The organism is Nitrobacter sp. Nb-311A (assembly GCF_000152905.1).
Classification (GTDB): Bacteria; Pseudomonadota; Alphaproteobacteria; order Rhizobiales; family Xanthobacteraceae; genus Nitrobacter.
Genome location: NZ_CH672421.1, coordinates 73,252 through 93,321, shown reverse-complemented (window position 1 = coordinate 93,321; position 20,070 = coordinate 73,252). Strand labels below are relative to the sequence as shown.

The window sequence follows — 20,070 nt, the reverse complement described above, 5'->3', positions numbered from 1 at the left end:
CGATTTTATGCGCCCGTGGCCTTATATAGGCCGGGTGGGACACATGACACACGAGCCGCGATGACGATCGACGAGATCAGGGACAACTTCGAGTTGCTGGAAGAGTGGGACGACCGGTATCGGTACGTCATCGAACTCGGGCGCACCCTTGAGCCCATGAGCGAGGCTGAACACACCGCCGCGAACAAGGTGCAGGGCTGCACCAGTCAGGTCTGGCTGTCGCTTAAAGCCAGCCGCGGCGCGGACAGCGACCCGGTGCTGACCTATATCGGCGACAGCGATGCGCATATCGTGCGAGGATTGATCGCGATCCTGCTGACACTCTATTCCGGTAGGAAGCCGCAGGACATCCTGGACACAGACGCGATCGCCGTCTTCGATGAACTCGGCTTCCGCGAGCATCTGACGCCGCAACGCTCCAACGGGCTGCGCGCCATGGTCGAGCGCATCCGCAGGGACGCGCGCGAAGCGCTGGCCGCCGCAGCCTGAGGCCGATCAGAGCCGGTTCTCGAATTTCGAGATCATGTCCTGGCTGGAGCAAGGGGGAATGCGAGGCGCACGAGCGACGAGCAAGCCTCCCCGTTCGGAACAGCTCTAGCCGCTCGTGAACCTCGCATCGCTCGCCAGCCACGTCCGCACGTGGGCGCTCGTTTCCGCACGCGCATGAAAGCCGTAGTGGCGGGCGAGCCTGTCCAGCGCCAGTTGCAGCACGACTTTCGCCGACCGCGAGGGCCAGCCGCGCTCACGTTCGACATCTTCGAGCCCGCGAAGAAAGCAGCAGACATCCATCAGCAAGCCGGAAAATTCCGGTCCACACGCCTCCAGCGCCAGCCGCACGCGCTGCCGCGCCGCGACGATCAGATCGGTCATCTCGCAGGGGCCGGCTCCGCACCCGCGCGGGCGTCCTCCGGTCGGCGCCGACCAGTTCGAGGTCACCCGGGGCGTGAGATTCCCGCGCGTAAAATCCGCGCGCAATCTTTCGCCGGCCATGAACTGATCCCGGCTGATCATGGCGCGTCCGTCGCGGCCTTTGCGGCGCGCCAGCCAGGCAAGAGGGCTCTCGCTGTCATCGGCCATCACGGTGGCAACGCCTTCATCGGTCATGATCTTGCGTTCGGCCAGCGCGAGATGCTGCGCACGAAACCGGTCCACAATTTCAACCGGCCGCCCTTTGGGACGACGCGACGATTGCCTGCCGCCGCGATTAGATGTCGACATGGGACGTTCCGTCGAGGCATTCACCGCAAATCGTACACATCGCCTCCAGCGCCGCGAGGCGGCGATCGAGTCCGGCGTCATCGCGGCTGTCTTCAACGACGCGGCATGCATGCGAGACCGTGGTGCGATCGCGATCGAAGGCACGGCCTATTGCCTCGAAACTCAAGGCAAAGCCGACGTGCGCCAGATACATGGCGACCTGCCGGGCAAATGCGGCGCGCGGCGCACCACGAGTCGGCGCCATCATCGCCGCAGCATCGATCTCGAACTCCTCGGCGACAAGCCGCGCGATATCGCGACAGATTCGCCTTGTCGAGGTTCGCGATCGCCCGAGGGATGCGGGTGACAGATGGGTCAGAAGCATGGAGAAAACCCTCTCTAGGAATAATATCCTATACCCTAGAGGCTATTTTTGCCCCGGGGATAGCATTTTCTTCAAAATTTGAAATGCCTGGAGGTATCGACAGGCGTCGATTTCGGATATTATTCCTAACGATCGGTAGCCGAAAACCCCTTGGGCTATTTTCGGCGCCGGCGCTGCTGGCCAAGGCCCATGTCCTTGGCCAGTTGCGATCGCGTGACCGCGTAATTGGGGGCGACCATCGGATAATCCGCGGGAAGCTTCCATTTGTCCCGATATTGCTCGGGGCTCATGTTGTATTGCGTCCGCAAATGGCGCTTGAGCGATTTGAAGCGCTTTCCGTCCTCCAGACAGACCAGGTAGTCGGCCGTCATGGATTTCTTGATCGGCACCGCCGGCTTGACCGGTTCCACCGGTAATTCGCTGCGGCCAGAAGACACGCGCATCAGAGCCGCATGCACCTGGCTGATGAGGACGGGAATTTCCGAGGCTGGCGTCGTATTGTTGCTGACGTAGGCGGATACGATCTCCGCCGTGAGGTCGAGAAAGCTTTTACCCGCTGAATCGCTCATGATCTCAAATTTTCCGGATCGTAAAGCATCGATCCGCTCGGAATGCGATCAGAATCGGCCGTTACGCAGCAGGATGATATGAGCGGATTGCCGCCGGCATGACAAGAACAGCGCGCACGCACACGCGGAATTTTATTTGGGGAAGGATCGATCGGGGCTTTGATCAAGATGGGCGCGCAAACGATCAATCGACGCGAATCGCATCACTCCTTCCGGAAGCTGCGCGTCGATCGAGCCATCGGAGTAAAGCGAATAGCCCATTCCGTTGACAACGCCGGACCTCACCACGGTGACCGGGGAGCCGTTGTGATCCGCAGGGCCGGACAGGTGATCGGCCCTTAATGCTGGCCGGGGCGCCTCACTCGATGCCGTTCCCGGCATGTCACGATCAGCAGCACGGATCGCGGGCGCAGACAAGCCGGCGGAGCCCGGTCGTTCCGCGACCGCCCGCTCGCGCTCCTTCATCATGGACGCAAATAGAAGGTTGCGTCGTGGTTTGGGCTGCGATGGCGAGTCGGAAAATGCCGGAAGCTCAGCATCCGGGGCGGAGACAACGGTCGCGCCGTCGCGGTCGACCACTTCCGCCTGCCAGCGAGGCGACAGGGCGGAGGGCGTGGCGCTGGGATCGCTTTTCAGACCTGATGCTACCCGATCGCCGTCAGACCGCGGCGGACCATCATCGATGCGTCTGTCCGGCGGAAGGGACGCGCGGACGCCGCTCGCGCGAACGCCGCCATCTTGATCAGCAACCGCTCCGGAGCCGAGTTGGTCCGCGACCCCTCGCAATTCGCGAACGACGATCGACAGGCTGATCATCATCAGGCCTGTGCAGGATACGACCGCACCGGATACAACCAGGGTATCGCCGAAACTGAACTCCTTGATGGAAATCCCGAAGGCGACCGTCACCAGACCGGTCACGAATACACCGAACCCGGCGACCAAAAGCACGCTCATCCAAAAGCTCCGTCCCCCCGGCGACGACAGGCGCCGAAACTCTGTTTCAACTGCGTTGAATCAGACTCGTCGATTATCTTTTGTTTGAGCATGATCTTTTCCGAAAACCGGTTTCCACTTTGCGCTGGCGCGGCCCTTCGGGTCGGGATCATGCTCTAACAGCCACGCTATCGGTTGTCGCCGCTCGCCAATTCGACCACCGCTACCGACAACACGATGGCGATGAGGTCAACTGCGAATGGCGGGAATGGTTCAATTCAGCGGCGGCAGGGAATGCCAGAACCAGCTCCAGGGCGCGACTCCGTTCGAATTTGTCTGCGCGCCGGATTTGGTGTAGGCTCAGTCATCAGCCTCTACACGTCAATCCAACGCCGTCCAATTCCGGGCGGCGTTTGCACATGAAGCCCGAAGATGGCTTCAGCGCGGTGCTTCCGCAAGCGCGGCAAGGATCCGCGCCCACGACCGGATGCCCTTATGAAAACTTTTCAGGTCGTATTTCTCATTGGGAGAATGGATGTTGTCGTCATCGAGGCCGAAGCCGACCAGCACCGTGTCGAGCCCCAGTGAGGTCTTGAAATCGGCAACGATCGGAATCGACGCGCCACAGCCGATCAACAGCGCCTCCTTATTCCATTCGTCGGTCAACGCCTGCTTCGCGGCCGCCAGCGGCTTCATATTCCAGTCGAGCGCAATCGCGGGCGCGCCGGCGTGATCGAGAAACTCGACGGAGCAGTCCGCCGGCACACGCTCCTTCACGAAAGCACGGAAGGCGTCACGTATTTTGCCGGGCTCCTGACCCTCGACGAGACGGAACGAGATTTTCGCCGACGCCTGCGCGGGAATCACCGTCTTGGACCCCTCTCCCGTATAGCCGCCGACGATCCCGTTGATGTCGCAGGTCGGTCGCGACAATAGCTGCTCGATCAGCAAACGATCCTTTTCCCCCGCAGGGATCGAGAGTCCGATCGGCTTCAGGAACCGATCCGGCGTCAGATCGAGCTTAGCCCATTGAGCGCGAATGTCGGACGGCAAATCCTTCACGCCATCGTAGAAGCCGGGAATAGCGATGCGGCCGTCGTCATCATGGAGGCCGCCGAGGATTCGGGTCAGAACCCGGATCGGGTTTTGAGCGCCGCCGCCGAAAAGACCGGAATGCAGGTCGCGGTTTGCGGCCTTGATGATCACTTCCTCATAGACCAGACCGCGCAGCGACGTGGTGATCGCCGGCGTGTCGGGATCCCACATGCCGGTGTCGCACACCAAAGCGAAATCCGCGGCAAGATCCTTCTTGTTCCGTTCGAGGAAAGGCACGAAGTTTTTCGAACCCACCTCTTCTTCGCCTTCGATCAGGATCGTCACATCCAGCGGCAACGAACCGGTTACCGACATCCAGGCGCGGCAGGCCTCGACAAACGTCATCAACTGACCCTTGTCGTCTTCCGCGCCGCGCGCCACGATGATCTTGCGCCCGTCCGCATGGCTGGTGACGACCGGGTCGAACGGCGGACGATGCCACAGATTCAGTGGATCGGCCGGCTGGACGTCGTAGTGGCCATAAAACAGAACATGTGGCCGTGATCCGGTGTTGCCGTTGCTTTTGGCGACGATCGCGGGATGGCCTTCGGTCGGGCGAACCTCGGCGGCAAAATCCAGCGTTGCGATATCGGCCGCGAGATGATCGGCCGCCGCTTTGCAATCGTTAATAAAGGCCGGATCAGCCGAGATCGATTTGATGCGCAGCAGCGCGAACAGCCGCTCCAGGCTATTGTCGAAATCGGCGTCGATGTGGTCGAGGACGGTTTGCAGTTGCGACGTGCCGGACATTTCAGTTTCCCCTCGAGTTACGGGCCGGATTGCTCAGCTTCGCGGTTGCGCGACCGGATGCAGATCGCTTTCCGGTGGCGAGTCAAGGATGTGCCAGGCCAAGGCGGCGACCAGTACGAAAGTCGCCGCGAGGTTGTTTCCGGCGGCTTGAAGAAGTTTCGGAAATGGCGGCAGCGCCAGCGCCATCAGCGCGAATGACGCGCCGAGCGCCAGGCGCGAGACCGCCTGCGCTCCGGGCCGACAATCGAGCGCGGTGCGATGAAACAGAACCGTGATCGGAAAGAACAGCCATACAAAATAATACTGGCGAGCCAGCGGCGATGCGAGCGTCATCAGGCAGAACAGAATCCCGATCTCCTCGGCGATCGATCGCTGCGTCATGCTCGCCCGCGCCGGCATGATGGCGATGAAGCCCAACCCTATCGTGGCGAACACAGCCAGCACGATCCAGTTCGCCGTCCTGTAATCGACATCGGCGACATTCATGAACTGCGCCGGTTTGGCGGGATCGATCTGGTTATAATTGATCGGACGCACAAGCCGATGCGTGACGGCGATGATGGACTGATTGACCCAGGACCAGTTCTGGGCGTCACGCTGCCCAAACCCATGCTCCGAATTCGATCCGATCATTCCGCGGTACCATGTGGTCAGCTCCGAAACGTTGCGGTCGAAGCCGCGGATCGGGGCCGGCACAAGAAACAGCAACACGCCCAGGAACGCGACCATGCTTATCGCACTCTTCCAATAGCGGCGCCAAAGCAGATACGGCAGCACGGCGACTGGAAAGACCTTGATAGCCGCCGCGAGCGCAAACATGCTTCCCGACAACCACCCGCGCCCCTGCCGCAGGAACCAGAATCCGAGCAGCATCATCGCAAGAAGGACGAGGTTGGGCTGCCCGAGATCGAACATATCGAAGACAAAGGGGATCATCACGATGCCCGGCAGGGCTTCGAGCCAGGGACTAGGCGCCCTGCCCGACCCTGTCATGGCGTTGGAGAGCTGCGCCGTCATCCACCATGCGGCGGCATTGAGAAGGCACAGACCAAGATACAGCGGAACCTTTCCGAATATGCTCGGCAAGGCGAGCAGAATGGCCGACAGCGGCGGGTAAAGAAAGGCAAAGCCGTCGTTCAGCCCCTGCGGATACAGATCGCCACCGTACAGGACCTGCTGCCCGGCCCAGTACCACAGCGGATAATCCTTCGTCTTACCGTGTCCCCAGATTTCCGGGACAAGAACGTCGGCGGTCAGCAGGATGCAGGCCAGGAGAAACAGGATATCCAGCGGGCGCCGGAGCGACGGCCATCTCAGCACGAGCATTTTTCCGTTGTCACGCGGCGATACTCGCGTTTGCCGCAAACTGGGTAGCGAATGTCAAATCACTATAGTGTTTTCGAGCGAAGTGGAATCCGGAACGCGGGAAGAAAACGCGTCAAATCAAAAGCCAAAGTCTTTCACCGTTGCCGTGAGGCGAGAAGGACTCTGGAGTGGTTTGCGTTTTGACGGAAACACACTGATCCGTCCAAAACATGCTTGAGCGCGCTCACCGCCGCAGCAGTCCTCCCAGCGCACCACGCACCAGCGCGCGACCGACCGAGCCGCCCACCGAGCCGCCGATCGACTTGCCGAGATCGGCAACGATACCTCCGACCACCTTATTGGTGACGGAGCGCGTGACGCTACGCGCGATCACCTGCCCGGTCGACAGTTTACCGCGCGGCGTATTGGTCCCGAATATGCTGCCGACGATCGATCCGATCTGACCAAGAACTCCGCTGTTCGATCCGTCGGCAGCAGCCGCGGTGTCCTCGACCCGCTTCTGAAGCAGCTCGTAAGCCGATTCGGAATCGATCGCGGTGTCGTACTTTCCCTTCACCGGGCTGCCGGTAATGATGGCCTTGCGTTCCTCAGGAGAGATCGGGCCGATCCGGGCAGATGGCGGCCGCACCATCACACGCTCGACGACAGCCGGCGTTCCGTTGCCTTCGAGGCACGATACCAGAGCCTCGCCCTTGCCGAGTTCGGTGATGGCCTGCGCCGTGTCCAGCTTCGGATTTGGCCGGAACGTCTGCGCCGCGGCGGCGACGGCCTTCTGATCGCGGGGCGTGAATGCGCGCAGCGCGTGCTGAACCCGGTTGCCGAGCTGCGCCAGCACCTTGTCCGGGACGTCGATCGGGTTTTGAGTGACGAAATAAACCCCGACGCCCTTGGAGCGGATCAGCCGCACCACCTGCTCGATCTTGTCCATCAACGCTTTGGGCGCATCGTTGAACAGCAGGTGGGCCTCGTCGAAAAAGAATACAAGTTTAGGTTTCGGCGGGTCGCCGACTTCCGGCAACTGTTCGAACAGCTCCGACAACATCCACAACAGGAACGTCGCATAAAGCCGCGGGCTCTGCATCAGCCTGTCGGCGACCAGGATGTTGATCATGCCGCGGCCGTCGCGATCGGCGCGCATGAAATCCTTCAAATCCAGCGCCGGCTCACCGAAAAACTTGTCGCCGCCTTGGTTTTCGAGCACCAGAAGCCGGCGCTGGATAGCTCCCACGCTTTGCTTCGACACATTGCCATACTGCGTCATCAGTTCCGCCGCATGCTCGGCAATGAACGAAAGAATGGCGCGGAGGTCCTTCATGTCGAGCAGCATCAGCCCCTGCTCGTCCGCCACCCGGAAGGCGATGTTGAGCACGCCCTCCTGGGCCTCGCTCAAATCCATCATCCGCGACAACAGCAGCGGACCCATTTCCGACACGGTGGCGCGCACCGGATGGCCCTGCTCACCGAAAACATCCCAGAAAATTGTCGAGAATTGATCGGGCTGGAACGCTAGGCCCATCGTCCTGGCGCGATCGAGTATGAAATCCCTGGCTTCGCCGGGCTCTGAAATGCCGGACAGATCGCCTTTGATATCGGCGACGAAGACCGGCACTCCCGCGCGGGAAAATCCTTCCGCCATCACCTGGAGCGATACGGTTTTTCCGGTTCCGGTGGCGCCGGTGACAAGACCGTGTCGATTGGCGAGGCTCAGCGTCAGCCACACCGGCCGCTCCCCCTTGCCGATGAAGATGCCTTGATCGGTATCGCCAATCCCGGTCGCGGTCTTCGTCATGAGAGCCTCTTCGTGATCCCGTCGTCGAACCATTATTCTACTTCAAGTTCCGCGCCGATTGAACCCGGCGAACTACGTCGCAGCGTTCGAAATCTTCCAGCAGAGCTATCGCGGGATCATCAGCGCGGAAGCGTTCTAACCAGCGAGTGACGGATGCTCGCGACATGAATCTGGCACGCAAGTCTTGCATCTCGGCAACACTCGCTGCGCGATTGCGTGTCAACAGCCGTTTGTTCTGTCTGCTGACTTGTCTTTCGCATCGCGAGGGTATCAAGATGAAAGCATAAATAACGAGCCGGCGAGCAACCGGCGGAGGCGGGGTACCATGAACGAACTGATGGAGCGGCGTGCCGCGACAGCTAGCACCGCTGTCGCGCGAGCGGTCGTCGGCGCGATTCCGGTCTTTCGCAGCAAAGAAGGGTTTGCCGGCAAGGTTCAATCAGCGACCGCCGCAAAAGCCGACGCGGAAAACTGGGTCGCCGGTTCCTATGACTTGAGAGGCCGTTCGACGTTTACCGGCTCTCACAAAGCACCGCTACATCCCCGAACGTCATGACGTATCCGATCTCCAAGCTCGAAGGGCTGAGCGCCCCCGACGCCAAGAAGCTGAGGTCGATCGGCATCAGAACAACCGACGCTTACCTCGAGGCGGCGCGCACGCCGAAAGGCCGCAAGGCGCTCGCCGCCAAAACCGGCATCAGCGAACAGCAACTCCTTGAGTGGGCCAATCTCGCTGACTATATGCGCATCCCTGGGATGGGCAACGGGAAGACCAAGCTGCTGCGCGCGGCCGGCGTTACCACGGTAAGGGAATTGACGCATCGCAATCCGGCTCGCCTGGCCCAAGCCATGAAAGATGCGAACACCAAGCGCAGGCTTGTCAGCGCCCTTCCGTCGGAGAAGTCGATCGGCAATCTGATTGCTCAAGCGCGGAAACTTCCACTCAAGATCACCTATTGAGCTTTCCGCGGCTGCAAGCCGGGCTTCACTGAAGAGGTCCCTCGCGCCTTGACAGCATATTCAGGACCGCGCAAAGCCACCGCATGACGTCGGCATATTCCATGTCCAGACCTGTGGCGGATGGGACGCGTCACCCCACGCTCGAAGCATTGCTGTCGCGGCCATATCCGGCGGTCATGGGGGTCCTGAATATCACCCCCGACTCCTTCTCCGACGGCGGTCAATACATGACGCCCGACCGGGCCCTGGCGCAGGCGCGCCGCATGATCGCGGAAGGAGCCGACATCATCGATATCGGCGCGGAATCCACACGCCCCTACGGATCGCAACCGGTCCCGCGCGACGAGGAGATGCGGCGACTGAACCCGGTGCTCGCCGCGGTGGTCGCGCTTGAAGTTCCCGTATCCATCGACAGCATGAAGTCCCCGATGGTCGAGTGGGCGCTCGGGAACGGGGCGGCGATCGCCAACGACGTCTGGGGATTACAGCGCGATCCGGACATGGCTCGAGTCATCGCCGCGCACGGCGTACCCGTCATCGTGATGCACAACCGTGACAAGCCCGACGCTTCCCTCGACATCATGCAGGATATCGCAGCGTTCTTCGAACGATCGCTGGAGATCGCGGCGAAGGCCGGAATCCCCGATAGCCATATCATCCTCGATCCAGGCATCGGTTTCGGCAAGACCCAGGAGCAGAGCATGACCGTGCTGGCCCGACTCGACGAACTGCGGACATCCGGCCTGCCAGTTCTGGTAGGCGCGTCGCGCAAGCGCTTTATCAGCGCGGTGGTGCCGTCCGAGCCGAAGCAACGGCTGGGCGGCTCGCTCGCCGCGCATCTGATCGCGGCAAGAGGCGGCGCGCGTATCATCCGCACACACGATGTCGCTGACACGGTGCAGGCGCTGCGCGTGGCGCACGCCATCGAATCCAAGCGGTAATGAGGATCACCGCACCATGACCGATACGATCTTCATCCGCGGCCTCGTGATTCACGCACAGCACGGTGTCATGCAGCATGAAACCGAAGTTGGCCAGCGCTTCGTGATGGACATCGAACTCTCGGCCGATCTTTCGGAATCTTCGCGGACCGACCGCCTCGCCGATACGGTTTCCTATGCCAGCGTGGTGGCGACGGCCAGCGCCGCGTTCAAGGATGCCAACTACAAGCTGCTCGAACGTGCCGCGGGAGCGGTGGCCGATGCGGTGCTGGCGGCTTTTCCGCGCGTCCGCACCATCAAAATCACCGTGCACAAACCGCACGCGCCGATCGCGGCGATCTTCGACGACGTCGGCATTTCACTCACCCGCAGCAGGGAATAGCTGTCGCGATGGCCAGCGTCCTGATCTCGCTCGGGGGAAACGTGGGAGACGTGCGGCAGACTTTTCGCAAGGCCATCGCCAACATCTGCGGCATGGCGCAAGCCGTGCTCGTCGCCCGCTCGTCCGACTACGCCACGCCGCCATGGGGTGAGGAGAATCAGGCCCGTTTCGTCAACGCTTGCATCGAGATCGACACTGGCCTCGACCCGCACGCGCTGCTGTTCACGCTGCACAAGATCGAAAAGAAATTCGGCCGCGACCGCAGCGCTGAAAAACGCTGGAGGCCGCGCACTCTGGACCTCGATCTGATCGCCTATGACGATGCCATTCTTGACAAGCCGGAGCTGACGCTCCCACATCCGCGCACGTTCGAGCGCGCGTTCGTGCTGGTTCCGCTTGCCGAAATCGCGCCGGACCGCGTGATTGCCGGGCGAACGCCAGCTCATGCGCTGGCCGACATATCCACCGCCGGAATCGAGCGCCTCCCCGATCTTCCCTGATCGGACGCAAACGACCGTTTGGCTTGTCCGCCACCGCGTGGCATTTTGAAAGCCGGATTTTCGGACACGAGCGCACGAATGCCCGCTGCTTCCGACGAGATCACCAATCTGCCGCTGGCGGCCGATTTCGCGCCGGCGCTCGCAGCCGATTGGCGCAGGCTGGTTGATGGGGTGCTGAAGGGCGCGCCCTTCGAGAAGCTGGTTGGAAAGACCTATGACGGGCTCACGATCGGACCGATCTATATGCGCGCGAAAGGCGCGCCCGCGATCGCCGGCCGCGCCGCGGCCGCGCCATGGCGGATTATGCAACGGATCGATCATCCCGATGCCGCGCAGGCCAACGCGCAGGCGCTGCACGACCTCTACCATGGTGCTGGCGGCCTGACGCTGGTGTTCGCAGGGGCCAATGGCGCGCGCGGTTTCGGAATGCCTCCCACCGCCGAGGCTGTCGCTAAAGTGCTGGACGGCGTTTTTCTCGACGCGGGCATTTCCATCGAGTTACAGATCGACCCGTCGTCGCGCGCGGTCGCGCTCCAGATCGCAGACGCCATCAGCGCCAGGGGAGTCAATCCGACCGACTGCGAAATCCGCTTCGGTCTCGATCCGATCGGCGCCTGCGCGACATCCGGATCCAGCACCGGCGAACGGGCTGAGATCGTTCCGGCCGTAACGGAGACCGCAAAAATGCTCGCCGCCCGGGGCTTCAATGGGCCGTTCCTGGTCGGCGACGGCCGCGTGGTCCACGACGCCGGAGGATCGGAGGCCCAGGAGCTTGCCTTCGTGCTGGCATCGGCGGTGACCTATCTTCGAAGTCTTGAAAACGCCGGCATGGCCCTCGATAACGCGCGCGGCATGATCTATGCCCGTCTCAGCGCCGATGCCGACCAGTTCTTGACGCTGGCCAAACTGCGCGCGCTGCGACTGTTGTGGGCGCGGGTCGAGCAGGCTTGCAGCCTCGCGCCGAAGCCGTTGCTCATCGCCGCCGAAACCGCGTGGCGGATGATGACCCGACGCGACCCTGACGTGAATATGCTGCGCGCCACCGTCGCAACATTTTCGGCAGGTCTCGGCGGCGCCGACAGCATCTGCGTGCTCCCGCATACGCAGGCATTGGGCCTGCCTGATGACTTCGCACGCCGCATCGCGCGCAACACGCAACTCATTCTGCTGGAGGAATCCAACCTCGCCAAAGTCGCAGATCCGGCGGCCGGATCGGGCGGCATCGAAGCCTTGACGCATGAGCTTTGCCGGAGGAGCTGGGCGCTTTTTCAGGATATCGAGAAAGCGGGCGGAGCTTTCGCCGCGCTCGAACAGAACCTGATCCAGCGCAGCATCGCCGCGACGCGCACCGAGCGCGAAATGAATATCGCAAAACGACGCGACGTGTTCACCGGCACCAGCGACTTTCCAAACCTGAAAGAAAGGCCGCTCGACCTGCTCGACGCCGAGCCGGTCACACCCGCGCCCTCCGACGAGACAACAGTCAGCTTCGAGGCGCTGACGCCGACACGGTTCGCCGCGCCCTTCGAAAAGCTGCGCGACCGTTCCGATGATTGGCTCAAGGCCACCGGCGCGCGGCCGAAAATCCTGCTTGCCACTCTCGGTGCTCCTGCCGACTTCGCGGCGCGCGCCACCTTTGCCAGAAGTTTTTTCGAGGCCGGTGGCATCGAGGCGGTTGATTCCCCCTTCCCCCGCTCGCGGCGGGAAAGCGTTAAAGATGCCGCGCAGCGAGAGGACGAAGATACGCTCGCCGAAGCCTTCAAGGTATCCGGAGCGCAAATGGTCTGCCTGTGCTCCTCCGATGAGGTCTATGCCGAGCAGGCAACTCTCGCCGTGCAGGCCTTTCAGGCCGCAGGTGCAGGCCATATCTATCTGGTGGGACGACCGACCGGGCTGGAATCGGCCTTGCGCCAGTTTGGCGTGCGCGATTTCATTTTTGCAGGAAATAATGCATTGGCGGTGCTGAACGAGGTCTGGGAGCGACTGGAGCAATCATGACCGAGCAAATGAACACGTCGCTGACCGGCGGATGCCAGTGTGGCGCCATTCGTTTCATGCTGACGGCGCCCCCGGTGCGCATCAGCATCTGCCACTGCCGCATGTGCCAGAAAGCCGCCGGCGCGCCATTTGCGTCTTTTGCCGACATTCCGCGCGAGAACTTTCGCTGGACCAGAAGCACGCCAGCGACGTTTCGTTCATCCTCCATCGCGGAACGTGCTTTCTGCGCCGCCTGCGGCACGCCATTGAGCTTCAGCCGCATTGGTGGCCCTTGCATCGAGATCATGACCGGCACTTTCGACCGGCCCGACCTGCTGGTGCCGACCGGGCAGTATGGAACGGAGTCCCGGCTCGGCTGGGTCGCGACCATCGTCAACCTGCCGAGTCATACCACCACCGAAAATTACGGGCCGGAAAAGATGGCGACCATCATCAGCCACCAACACCCGGATCATGATTGAACGATGATGACCCGCATTCCGGATTTCGCCGATGTCGCGTTCGAGCCGGTCACGCCTCCTGCCGCCGGCAACTTCGAACGACCCCCGGAATCCTGGCTCACTCCCGAGGGCATCCCGGTCAAACCCGCCTACTCGGAAGCCGATCTTGACGGGATCGATTTTCTCGACACATGGCCCGGCATCGCGCCCTACCTGCGCGGCCCCTACCCGACCATGTACGTCAACCAGCCCTGGACCATCCGGCAATATGCAGGGTTCTCGACGGCGGAGGAGTCCAACGCCTTCTATCGCCGTAATCTCGCCGCCGGCCAGAAAGGGCTGTCGATCGCCTTCGACCTCGCCACCCATCGCGGCTACGACTCCGATCATCCTCGCGTTTCGGGTGACGTCGGCATGGCCGGCGTCGCGATCGATTCCATCTACGACATGCGCACGCTGTTCGCCGGCATCCCGCTCGACCGGATCAGCGTGTCGATGACGATGAACGGCGCGGTGCTCCCGGTTCTCGCGCTGTTCGTTGCCGCAGCCGAAGAACAGGGCGTGCCGGCGGAAAAACTCTCGGGCACCATTCAGAACGACATCCTCAAAGAATTCATGGTGCGCAACACCTACATCTATCCGCCCGCGCCTTCGATGCGGATCGTCTCCGACATCTTCGCCTACACCTCGCGCAAGATGCCGAAATACAATTCGATCTCAGTCTCCGGTTACCACATGCAGGAAGCCGGCGCGACGCAGGACCTCGAACTGGCCTATACGCTGGCCGACGGCGTCGAATATGTCCGCGCGGGCCTCAAGGCGGGCCTGGATATCGACCGTTTCGCACCGCGGCTGTCATTCTTCTGGGCGATCGGCATGAATTTCTTCATGGAGGTCGCCAAGCTGCGCGCCGCGCGGCTGTTGTGGGCCAAGCTCATGAAGCCCTTCGACCCGAAGGATCCGCGTTCCCTCAGCCTGCGCACCCATTGCCAGACCTCCGGCTGGTCGCTGACCGCGCAGGACGTGTTCAACAACGTGATCCGCACAGCGATCGAGGCGATGGCGGCGACGCAGGGTCATACCCAATCCCTGCACACCAACGCGCTCGATGAGGCGCTGGCGCTGCCGACCGACTTCTCCGCCCGCATCGCCCGCAATACCCAGCTTTTCCTGCAGCAGGAGAGCGGAACCACGCGCATCATCGATCCGTGGGGCGGCTCGTATTACGTCGAACGGCTCACGCATGACCTTGCAATGAAGGCCTGGGGCCACATTCGCGAAATCGAGGAACTCGGCGGCATGGCCAAGGCCATAGAAGCGGGCGTGCCAAAGTTGCGCATCGAGGAAGCGGCAGCCCGGACGCAAGCCAGGATCGATGCGGGACAGCAGGTCGTGATCGGCGTCAACAGGTATAAGCCCGAGCGTGAGACACCGATCGACGTGCTCAGGATCGACAACTCGACAGTGCGGAGCTTGCAGATCGAGAAGCTGAAACGGTTACGCAGCGAGCGCAGGCAGGAGGACGTCGATGCCGCGCTCGCGGCGCTGACACGCTCGGCCGGCGAAGGCAACGGCAACCTGTTGGCGCTCGCCATCGACGCCGCGCGCGCCAAGGCAACCGTGGGCGAAATCTCCGACGCACTGGAGAAGGTGTTCGGCCGGCATCGCGCTGAAATCCGCTCCATCACCGGGGTCTATAAGCGCGAGGTGTCCGCGATGTCCGACAAAGTGGAAAAACTGCAACGGCTCATCGACGCCTTCGATGAGGCCGAGGGACGCCGCCCGCGAATCCTCGTCGCCAAGATCGGCCAGGACGGCCATGACCGTGGCCAGAAAGTGATCGCTTCCGCTTTCGCCGATATCGGCTTCGACGTCGATATCGGACCGTTGTTTGCGACGGCGGAGGAAGCCGCGCGGCAGGCGGTCGAAAACGACGTACACATTCTCGGCGTGTCCTCGCTCGCCGCCGCGCATCTGACCGCGGTGCCGGAGTTGAAGGCGGCGCTGAAAAGCCACGGCCGCGGCGACATCATGATCATCGTCGGCGGCGTGGTGCCGCCGCAGGATTACGATGCGCTCTACAAAGCCGGCGCGGAGGCGATCTTTCCTCCCGGCACGGTGATCGCGGACGCAGCCGAAGACCTGATCCGCAAACTGAACGCACGGCTCGGCCATAGCTCGGCGGCGGAGTAGCACGGGGGTTTTTCAACTCTCCACAAATGACCGTCATGCCCGCGCTTGTCGCGGGCACCCACGGCTCTATGATCCGGACTCCAAGACATGGATGGCCGGGACGAGCCCGGCCATGACGAGGATTGCCATGATCATCAGACCCGGTTCTATCGTGAGCCCGCTTCAGAAATTTTCATGTCTCGCGGCAGTCCTGGTACTCGCAGGCATCGCTTCTGCCATCGCAGCCGAACCCAGGCCCGACGTCGCCGTTAAGACGAAATACATCGACGCCAGCGTCACGCTCGACAAGCAGATCAGGGCCAATGCGCCGCTGGCGGACAACCTGCTCGCGGAAGGCAAACATTGGATCGAGAAGAACCGCGCGGATGCCGCGAAGGAGTTCAAGACCTCGCCGGAACTATTCGGCGAAGGCCGCGCGTGGACTTTCGAACGCAGCTACGCCCAAACCTCGAACGTCGGCGGCCGGTACGTCAGCATCGTACGCACCGACTATATCTATACCGGCGGCGCGCATCCCAATACGCTCATCGATACGATCCTGTGGGACCAAGAGACCAAAAAGCAGATCAGCATCCGTCCGTTCTTCAAGGAAACCGCGGACAACGGCCCAACGCTGAAAGCGCTGCGCGATGCCGCCGTCGCCGCTGTGAAGGCCAAGAAGAAAGAACGCGGCATCGACGATTCCGGCGCCATCAACTGGTACGAGAGCGTGGAGCCCACGCTATTGAAGGTCGGCGCGGTCTCGCTTGCACCTTCCGTTCTGGCCGGCAAGAGCGCCGGCCTCGTGTTTCACTACTCGCCCTACGCTGTCGGTTCCTACGCCGAGGGTTCATATACCGTGTTCGTGCCGTGGGAGGCTTTCAGAAAACACCTCTCACCGCAGGGCCTTGAAATCTTCGGCGGCGACCGTCCTGCGAACACAAAACCCGGCAGCGAATGAACCGCTTGCCTGTCATTTCGGATTTCGCCACCGATATCCGCGCCGGCAATCGCGCGGCGCTGGCGCGCGCCATCACCCTGGTCGAAAGCCGACGCGCCGATCACGAGGCCACCGCGCGCGAACTGGTGCAGGAGCTTTTGCCGGTGACCGGCAAGGCGATCCGCGTCGGCATCACCGGCTCACCCGGTGTCGGCAAGTCCACCACCATTGATACACTCGGCATGGACCTGATCGCGCGCGGCCACAGGATTGCCGTGCTTGCAGTGGACCCGTCCTCCGCGCGCAGCGGCGGCTCCATTCTCGGCGACAAGACCCGCATGGCGCGACTGGCGGCGGCGGCGGCAGCCTACATCCGGCCCTCGCCCGCCGCCGGAACGCTCGGGGGCGTCGCGGCCAGGACGCGCGAGGCGATGCTGTTGTGCGAAGCGGCGGGCTTCGACGTGATCCTGGTGGAGACGATCGGAACGGGACAGTCGGAAACCGCCGTGTCCGACATGACGGATTTCTTCCTCGCCTTGATGCTGCCGGGTGCAGGCGACGAACTGCAAGGCATCAAGAAGGGCATCGTCGAACTCGCCGACATGATCGCGATCAACAAGGCCGACGGCGATAATCTGTCGCGTGCAAATGCCACGGCCGCGGCCTATCGTTCCGCGATGAAAATTCTTGCGCCCCGCTCGCAGCACTGGTCTCCGCCGGTGCTGACCTATTCGGGGCTGACCGGATCAGGCATTCCGGAGCTATGGCAGAAGATCGTCGAGCACCGCGCCGCGATGAATGCCTCCGGCGAGTTCACACAGCGGCGTCGCCAGCAGCAGGTGAAGTGGATGTGGTCGATGTTCGAGGATCGCATCAAGGCGCGCCTGCGCAACGATCCTGCGATCCGCGCCAAAGTGAAGGCGACCGAAGCCGCGGTCGCAGAGGGTCGCGTCACGCCAGCGCTGGGAGCAAGCCAGATCGCGGAGTTGTTGCGGTAATGCTTTTTCCCTCTCCCCTTGCGGAAGAGGGAAAACGTGCCTCAATGATAGAATTTTGATTCATCATGACGACACAACTCCGCATTCTCGTCACCGGCTTCGGTCCCTTCCCCGGCGCGCCGTTCAATCCGACCGTGCCGCTCGTCAAGCGGCTCGCGAAGTTGCGCCGCCCCGCGCTGGGCGACGTCACGATCGCAACTCACATCTTCGAGGTCGCGTATGCGACGGTGGATGTCGAACTGCCGCAGCTTCTTGCAACGCACCGTCCACACGCGCTCTTGATGTTCGGCCTCGCGGCCCGCACGCCCTGGCTGCGGATCGAAACGCGCGCGCGAAACGCGGCGACACCGATCTGGCCGGACCAGCGCGGCGCGCGGATGCATAAAGGTTCGATCGCGGGCACGGCGAATGCGCGTGCATTCGGACCCCATGTTTCCAGGCTGTTGCGCGCGGCACGGCTAACGGGCATCGACGCCCGCGCCTCGCGCGATGCCGGCCGCTATCTTTGCAACTACCTCTGCTGGCGCGCCATCGAGGCGGCTGATCAACCGGCGGGACCGCGCCTCGCTGCGTTCATTCATGTTCCGCCCCTGAGGCGGGACGGCTCGGCTCGCATCCCCGGCGGCATCACGCTGGAACATCTCGTTGATGCAAGCGAGGCCATGTTAATGGAACTGGTTAAAGGGGCACGCCGGACGGATTGCGCGTAATCCCGAAAACTCAGGCCGCCCTCGCGCTCGGCGATGGACAGCCATGTTCGAAACAGGCATTGTGCATCGCAACAGCGGCATCGATATGGCTGCGTACCGATCTTCCGAGACACATCGATGACCGACGCCAACATGGATGGGTGGGTATCGCAAGCCCATCAGCCGAGAGGGTTTCCCGAGTTTGTCGCCCTCGTCGCCTGCATCATGGCGCTGAACCCGATCGCGACCGACATGATGCTGCCGGCAATGCCGGATCTCGGCGATGCCTACGGGATCGCCAATCCCAATCACGTCCAGGCCGTGATCTCGGTATTTCTCGCCGGCTTCGGCGCGGGCCAGTTCATCATGGGACCGCTGTCGGACCGGTTCGGCCGCCGCCCGATCCTGATCGGCGGAATGCTGCTCTATAGCGCCGCGGGCCTGTTGTCGGTGGCTGCATCCTCGTTTGAAATGATGCTGCTGGCGCGGGTGCTGCAAGGCGTCGGAAGTTCGGCCGCCCGTGTCATCGCTACCTCGATCGTGCGCGACTGCTACACCGGGCGGCGAATGGCGAGCGTGATGTCGCTGGCGATGATGATCTTCATCTCGGTGCCCGTGCTTGCGCCGTCGATCGGTCAGGCGATTCTGTTGTTCGCGGCGTGGCGCGGCATCTTCGTGGTGCTGACCGCCTACGGTCTGCTCGCCCTGCTGTGGTGCGCGATGCGGTTGCCGGAAACGCTGCCACCGACGGATCGCAAGCCGCTGACGGCTGCGAACGTCTTCGACGCATTCCGTCAGACCGTCACCAACCGGCAGACCATTGGATATGCGCTCGCGGCCGGCGGCGTCCAGAGCGTGCTGTTCGCCTATGTGTTCTGCTCGCAGCAGATCTTCACGGAAGTCTACGGCCTTGGCAGCTATTTTCCGCTCGCCTTCGCCGCCATCGCCACCGGCCTCGCCGCCGCGGGTTTCCTGAACGCGCGCGTTGTCGGCCGGTTCGGCATGCGGGTGATCTCGCACGGCGCGCTGACGGGATCGGTGGTGATCGCGGCGCTGACGCTGTTCGCAGCCTGGCAGGGCTGGCTGTCGTTTCCGATCTACATGGCGTTCGCGATCGGCACGATGTTTGCGTTCGGGCTGATGTTCTCGAACTTCACCGCGCTCGCAATGGAGCCGCAAGGCCATATCGCCGGAACCGCCTCATCCTTGTTCGGCTCTATTACTACTTTGATCGGGAGCGGCGTCGGCGCGCTGATCGGGCAGGATTTTAACGGCACGATGCTGCCGTTCGCGACCGGCGCTTTCCTTTGCACAATCGCCGCGTTCGTCATCGTGATCGTTGTCGAGCGCGGACGGTTGTTCGTGCCGCACAACCCGGTGGTCAGGCCGCCACCGCATTAACCCTGTCGCCAACAATCGCTTGTTTTCGTCGGCTCGCGCCAACCGTCATCCTTTGTTTCCGGATTACATCCAGAGCTGACTGACGTTGAATCAGACCCGTCGCTTATCTTTTTGTTTGAGCGTAATCTTTTCCGAAAGCCGGTTCCACGTTTCGGGATCATGCTCTAAGGCGTCTGCTCGGCTTGAAAGGATCATCACCCATGGATATCCCGCGCCGCCATGTCCTTGGAGCTTCCGCCGCAGGCATCGCCGGTGCATTGGCGATTCCGGCGGAGGCCGCTCGTACAGCCCCGCTGACATCGGCGCTCGGGCGTGACGCAACTCATTACGGCGTGCGGCCCAACGCAACCGGCGACCAGACCCGCACGCTGCAACGGGCGATCGACGAGGCGGCCCGCGCCAACGCGCCGCTCGCGCTTCCTCCCGGTGTCTACCGCACAGGACCGCTGCAACTTTCCAAAGGCTCGCAACTCGTCGGTGTGCGCGGCGCGACCACGCTGACGTTCACCGGCGGCGCTTCGCTGCTCGCAGCCGAAGGCGCCGACCACCTCGGCCTTAGCAACCTCACCTTTGATGGCGGCGGCATTCCCCTCCCCGAGCGA

At 62.4% G+C, this 20,070-nt stretch carries 20 protein-coding genes; 13 read left to right on the top strand and 7 right to left on the bottom strand.

All coding sequences use genetic code 11. The features are described from left to right. Positions 1-60 precede the first annotated feature (60 nt). Positions 61-489 carry a SufE family protein gene (locus tag NB311A_RS17445; RefSeq protein WP_009799926.1) on the top strand — a complete coding sequence of 143 codons (429 nt, stop codon included), beginning with the start codon at positions 61-63 and terminating at the stop codon, positions 487-489. A gap of 105 nt (positions 490-594) precedes the next feature. Here NB311A_RS17445 and NB311A_RS17440 read toward each other — a convergent pair whose 3' ends face one another. From NB311A_RS17440 to NB311A_RS17410, 7 genes are all read right to left on the bottom strand, one after another. Beyond that, complete coding sequence (locus NB311A_RS17440; RefSeq protein ID WP_009799925.1) at positions 595-1,218, bottom strand: DUF6456 domain-containing protein; 624 nt, start codon at positions 1,216-1,218, stop codon at positions 595-597. Then, a complete protein-coding gene (locus NB311A_RS20870) occupies positions 1,205-1,582 on the bottom strand; it encodes a helix-turn-helix domain-containing protein (protein WP_009799924.1) in 378 nt (125 codons plus the stop codon). The genes NB311A_RS17440 and NB311A_RS20870 overlap by 14 nt, the downstream gene beginning before the upstream one ends. A gap of 155 nt (positions 1,583-1,737) precedes the next feature. Beyond that, positions 1,738-2,151, bottom strand: coding sequence for a MucR family transcriptional regulator (locus NB311A_RS17430; protein WP_009799923.1), 414 nt, complete (start codon positions 2,149-2,151; stop codon positions 1,738-1,740). A 132-nt stretch (positions 2,152-2,283) separates the two neighbouring features. Then, positions 2,284-3,108, bottom strand: a complete 825-nt coding sequence (locus NB311A_RS17425; protein WP_009799922.1) for a hypothetical protein — start codon at positions 3,106-3,108, stop codon at positions 2,284-2,286. A 417-nt stretch (positions 3,109-3,525) separates the two neighbouring features. After that, positions 3,526-4,932, bottom strand: a complete 1,407-nt coding sequence (locus tag NB311A_RS17420) for a M20/M25/M40 family metallo-hydrolase (protein WP_009799920.1) — start codon at positions 4,930-4,932, stop codon at positions 3,526-3,528. Between the two features lie 33 nt (positions 4,933-4,965). Next, positions 4,966-6,258 (bottom strand): glycosyltransferase family 87 protein, encoded by a 1,293-nt coding sequence (locus tag NB311A_RS17415; RefSeq protein WP_009799919.1) that lies wholly within the window; start codon positions 6,256-6,258, stop codon positions 4,966-4,968. A 223-nt stretch (positions 6,259-6,481) separates the two neighbouring features. Then, positions 6,482-8,047 carry a helicase HerA-like C-terminal domain-containing protein gene (locus tag NB311A_RS17410; RefSeq protein ID WP_009799918.1) on the bottom strand — a complete coding sequence of 522 codons (1,566 nt, stop codon included), beginning with the start codon at positions 8,045-8,047 and terminating at the stop codon, positions 6,482-6,484. A gap of 552 nt (positions 8,048-8,599) precedes the next feature. Between NB311A_RS17410 and NB311A_RS17400 the strand changes: the two genes are divergently transcribed. From NB311A_RS17400 to NB311A_RS22765, 12 genes are all read left to right on the top strand, one after another. After that, entirely contained in the window at positions 8,600-9,007 is a 408-nt protein-coding gene (locus NB311A_RS17400; protein WP_009799915.1) for a DUF4332 domain-containing protein, read from the top strand. Positions 9,008-9,090: 83 nt separating this feature from the next. Continuing rightward, entirely contained in the window at positions 9,091-9,948 is an 858-nt protein-coding gene (folP, locus tag NB311A_RS17395; RefSeq protein WP_040675827.1) for a dihydropteroate synthase, read from the top strand. Between the two features lie 16 nt (positions 9,949-9,964). Beyond that, positions 9,965-10,330, top strand: a complete 366-nt coding sequence (gene folB / locus NB311A_RS17390) for a dihydroneopterin aldolase (RefSeq protein WP_009799913.1) — start codon at positions 9,965-9,967, stop codon at positions 10,328-10,330. 8 nt (positions 10,331-10,338) lie between these two features. Continuing rightward, positions 10,339-10,830, top strand: a complete 492-nt coding sequence (gene folK / locus NB311A_RS17385; protein WP_009799912.1) for a 2-amino-4-hydroxy-6-hydroxymethyldihydropteridine diphosphokinase — start codon at positions 10,339-10,341, stop codon at positions 10,828-10,830. Positions 10,831-10,908: 78 nt separating this feature from the next. Then, complete coding sequence (locus tag NB311A_RS17380; RefSeq protein ID WP_009799911.1) at positions 10,909-12,828, top strand: methylmalonyl-CoA mutase family protein; 1,920 nt, start codon at positions 10,909-10,911, stop codon at positions 12,826-12,828. Further along, positions 12,825-13,289 (top strand): GFA family protein, encoded by a 465-nt coding sequence (locus NB311A_RS17375; protein ID WP_009799910.1) that lies wholly within the window; start codon positions 12,825-12,827, stop codon positions 13,287-13,289. Before NB311A_RS17380 ends, NB311A_RS17375 begins: the two co-directional genes overlap by 4 nt. Before the next feature lie 6 nt (positions 13,290-13,295). Beyond that, positions 13,296-15,461, top strand: a complete 2,166-nt coding sequence (scpA, locus tag NB311A_RS17370) for a methylmalonyl-CoA mutase (protein WP_040675894.1) — start codon at positions 13,296-13,298, stop codon at positions 15,459-15,461. Between the two features lie 127 nt (positions 15,462-15,588). Beyond that, a complete protein-coding gene (locus NB311A_RS17365) occupies positions 15,589-16,401 on the top strand; it encodes a DUF3298 and DUF4163 domain-containing protein (protein ID WP_050752138.1) in 813 nt (270 codons plus the stop codon). Then, positions 16,398-17,378 carry a methylmalonyl Co-A mutase-associated GTPase MeaB gene (gene meaB / locus NB311A_RS17360; RefSeq protein WP_009799907.1) on the top strand — a complete coding sequence of 327 codons (981 nt, stop codon included), beginning with the start codon at positions 16,398-16,400 and terminating at the stop codon, positions 17,376-17,378. The genes NB311A_RS17365 and meaB overlap by 4 nt, the downstream gene beginning before the upstream one ends. A 65-nt stretch (positions 17,379-17,443) precedes the next feature. Continuing rightward, on the top strand, positions 17,444-18,088 hold the full coding sequence (locus tag NB311A_RS17355; protein WP_009799906.1) for a pyroglutamyl-peptidase I: 645 nt from the start codon (positions 17,444-17,446) through the stop codon (positions 18,086-18,088). A 117-nt stretch (positions 18,089-18,205) separates the two neighbouring features. Next, positions 18,206-19,468 (top strand): multidrug effflux MFS transporter, encoded by a 1,263-nt coding sequence (locus NB311A_RS17350; RefSeq protein ID WP_009799905.1) that lies wholly within the window; start codon positions 18,206-18,208, stop codon positions 19,466-19,468. A gap of 200 nt (positions 19,469-19,668) precedes the next feature. Beyond that, a partial coding sequence (locus NB311A_RS22765) for a TIGR03808 family TAT-translocated repetitive protein (RefSeq protein WP_009799904.1) occupies positions 19,669-20,070 on the top strand: 402 nt, incomplete at its 3' end.